This is a genomic window from Aneurinibacillus sp. UBA3580, from assembly GCF_002375825.1.
Lineage (GTDB): Bacteria > Bacillota > Bacilli > Aneurinibacillales > Aneurinibacillaceae > Aneurinibacillus > Aneurinibacillus danicus.
This window is the reverse complement of the sequence record NZ_DFMZ01000118.1, coordinates 48,691-52,264: the sequence shown is the minus strand read 5'-3', so window position 1 is coordinate 52,264 and position 3,574 is coordinate 48,691. Positions and strand designations below refer to the sequence as shown.

General features: G+C 48.2%; 3 protein-coding genes. All 3 read right to left on the bottom strand.

Annotated features, from left to right (window positions below; genetic code table 11):
* Positions 1–915: hypothetical protein (locus B2899_RS16550; RefSeq protein ID WP_286887229.1), on the bottom strand; the 915-nt coding region annotated here is incomplete at its 3' end.
* Complete coding sequence (locus B2899_RS16545; RefSeq protein WP_146808309.1) at positions 912–1,901, bottom strand: hypothetical protein; 990 nt, start codon at positions 1,899–1,901, stop codon at positions 912–914. The genes B2899_RS16545 and B2899_RS16550, both read right to left, overlap by 4 nt.
* An 18-nt stretch (positions 1,902–1,919) precedes the next feature.
* Positions 1,920–3,428, bottom strand: coding sequence for a LysM peptidoglycan-binding domain-containing protein (locus B2899_RS16540; protein ID WP_170230100.1), 1,509 nt, complete (start codon positions 3,426–3,428; stop codon positions 1,920–1,922).
* Between the last annotated feature and the right edge of the window lie 146 nt (positions 3,429–3,574).

Genomic DNA, 3,574 nt, shown 5'->3' with positions numbered 1-3,574 from the left:
CCGCTGCTCTTCCGAATCACGTATATGGCTCCATACCAGTTGCATCAAACGTTCCGGGAAGAGTAAATAGCATGATAGTAACTGCCGCTCTTCTAAGGTAAGCGGACGCTCCGCTTCGTATTCGGCCAGCCACTCCTGCCCTTTTTGAATGTTCCACTCGTAATACGGCGCATAGCGGCGGAAAAAAATCGCCAAATCCCGGATCGGAACATCAAAATTAGCGTGTTCAAAATGGGTAAGATACAGCTTTCGGCTTGTTCCGACAATTACATTGCGGCGATAGAGCCGTCCATGGCATAGCGCCCGCGCAAGCTCTTTTCCCTCGAGTTTGACTGCCACCTCCGCCAGCCCGCGCATGGCCCGGTCAGTAAACAATGAAATCTGCTCTACGCTTCCTCTGACCGTCCGTGCAAACTCCATGCTCCTTCCTGCTCCCCCTGCCGCTTCTGCTACGACCGTCATTCGATTGATGCTATCTTCCCAACGCCGCTTAACCTGTTCAAGAGATACCGGTGCATATCCTCGCCACCGCTCTCCCGCCTGCTGGCTTACCTTGTGAATGCGGCCCACCTCTCTTAATACGCGCGCTTCCCAGCCTGGCACGCTCCGAATCGGCTCTGCTTCTTCGATCCATAGGTTCAATGCATAACGATCTCCCGATACAAAAACATATGGCTCTCCATATTTTGTCACACAAAAAGGGATGATAGACCTGATCCCCCTGTCATATAAATAATGCAACCAGGAAGCGACAAAATACAGCTGCACCGGATGTTCATACATCCTCCTAAGCAGAAAAGCACCTTGATTCGTATCCACTCTCCAGGTGTCTTTTCCCCGCTCTTCGATTTGGTGTAAGAATAAATCATATTCGTACAGCAAATGTTTTGCCAGCCATTCCATCCTTTCCATCATCCGGACGCCTCCCCGCAAAGCTCCTGTGTCTCCAGCACACATTGAAGCAGATGCTCACGCCGGATTTGAAGCTGGAAATCGATTCCCATCCGCTCTTTTTCTTCCACAAAAACCGATATGTTTTCAAGGCGCGAAAAAACCGGCAGCGGATAGGAAAGCAATGCAAGCAGATAATTTCTCTCACGAATAGGCATGGAACGTCTACCGGCATAAGCGGAAAGAAAGACGCGAACACCTTCTTTCCCGCCGGTTTCATGAATTTGTTCCAGTATGGAAAGCGTGTCTTCATGGCGAGGCACAAGGACCGGATTATGCAGACCCGTTATATACCACGCTTCCTCCCAATATACAAGTGAAGAAAGAGGAAAATAGGCAAACGAAAGCGGGGTCTGATCGTTTTCCACCCCGCTTGCTCTGTACAATGCTTCCGCCTTTTTTACTCTTTCCGCAACACGGAAAAGATTATAAAGCAGCCATTTATTCGTCGCGTTCATTGTCTCTTTTTCCATCTCTTTCATGGCGGCATGTAAATGGCGGTAGCTATTTTTCAGTCTTGTTTCATTCAGTATTCCTTTTTTGCGATAGCGTCCCCGGTATACTTCCTCTATACTTTCAAAACATTCATGGATACGCGCCAGTGTTTCTCCAAGCACCTGATATCCTTCCTTCTGAAGAAAAGGATGCGTAAACCACGTAGTATCCTGTTCCCAATAATCGGACAGTGCATAGCAGCCGACAGAAACTGAAATCCAGTGCTCCCTCTGCTTTGTTGTCAAATAGCGCTCTACCTGCCTGACTCCCTGATCGGCCAGGTACTCGCGCCATCTATGCGACCAGCGCAGCAAATTCTCATCCGGACAGTAGATGATACGCTTTTTTCCACGGTCAGTCAGCGCGTACCACCCTGTCTCTGCCTGCTTTACTTCCTGAATCATAAAGGGGTATCCTTCCAGATGACTGCGCAGTATCTCTTCGTGCGGCTTCATCTTTTTCTCCCTCTGACTTTATGATTTTACCGGAATATACAACACCTGACCTTTGGCCACTGTCGCATTCGTGTGCAATCCGTTCGCTGCGGCGATGTCAGCCGGACTGACGCTGTACTTCTCGGCGATGCCGTCAAGCGTTTCATCTTGCTGGGTGATGCACATTTTTAGGCGTGTGAACTTTTCGGCATCCTGCTTCATAAAAGACGTTAAATACAATGCACCTTCTTTTCTTGAAATTTCTGCTTTTTCCGGTTCTTCACTTCTCGCCGGCTCTTCTTCCTGAATTTCTTCTACTCTTTTTATGTCTACCGGATCAGCCTCCGTTTTTTCTTCACGCTGAGCATACGATGATAGCAAGGAGGTTGTTACCGTTACAGGGTCCCGTTTTGTACCTTTTAGCGTAATGGATACTTTTGCTCCACCCTTTTCCGCTTCAGGCTCGGTCCCCTCTTCCTCTGCCGGAGCAGCGTCCCCCTCTTCTGCTTCGAATGAAGCCGCCTCTCTTTCCGCTTCAAGCTCAGCGGTGTCTTCTATCTGTGCCTGCCCTTCATCCACAGTCGTCCCTTTCTCTCGTGCGGGTTGGCTCTCCGCTGTTACTTCCTGTACCGGTACCGGTGCATCCTCTACCCTTGCTGTTTGAACTTGTGCTTCATCTTCTTCTCCCCGTATCTCTTGGATTGATACCGGATTTTCTTCTTCGATTTTCGCTGCCTGAACCTTGTCTTCGTCTTTATTTGTCTGTATTTCTTGGATAGATGCCGGTGTCTCTTGAATAGGTGCTGGGGTTTCTTTCTGTTCCTCTGACTCTTGCGGTTGCTCGAATGCAACAGGCTCAATTTCCGGTTGCACTTCAGCTTCTTCTACAGGCTCCTGCTCTTTCACTGCTTCCTCTTCCGTCTCTTCCAGACGCGCTTCATCTGATTCCGGGGCTTCATTCGACTCCGTGGCTTCCTCCCTCTCTTCCTCCTGCTCCTCTTCCTTTCTGGAAGCTGCATACTCGAACGAAAGCGGAATTTCCGAGGATTGCTCTGCACTGGAATTTGTGAATACTTCGCTCTTCACCCCGTTTAACGCCAGTTCCGCAAATACGCCGAGTTTGCGCGCGGACTGAATATCATAATCAAACGAAACAATAGAAGCGTAGATTTGCTCCACATCTTCAATTTTGCTGCGTGCGATACGGATGTGCACAGGAATTTTTTCCATAAACGAGGTGAATTCACTTGTGTCTTCAAAATCATCCGGATCCACAGCAAATGGATTAAAGACAACAGAATCCACATACCCGGTTACCTTAACTTCGTTATCATCAAGCGAGATATCCGGGAATTTCGGGGGTTTGCCTGCATATTTTCCTTCCAGCTTTAAGTATCCGGACACAATCACTTCATCCGCCGTTTCTTTGATTTGAATATGCGGCGTTAATTCTATCTCATCAATCTGCTCAATTTCGCTCTGGTCAGGGGAAAGAAAGACGGAGTGCTGCACCGGAAACGTCAATATCGCTTCTTGATTGTCCTGCATGCTGAAGAAATCCTCCCTCCTCAAATGGCTTTCTTTAAAATATATAGGGAGAAAAAAGAGGATATGCTCATTTTCTGTGAAAATCATGAGGAAAGAAGGAAGGGAAAGAGGAAATAAGATCCGGAGAAGAAAAAGGCCTTCGCCTT

Bases quoted from the DNA above. Each gene is read 5' to 3' on its own strand.
- B2899_RS16545 (WP_146808309.1), bottom strand. From the start codon at position 1,901: ATGAAGCCGCACGAAGAGATACTGCGCAGTCATCTGGAAGGATACCCC.
- B2899_RS16540 (WP_170230100.1), bottom strand. From the start codon at position 3,428: ATGCAGGACAATCAAGAAGCGATATTGACGTTTCCGGTGCAGCACTCC.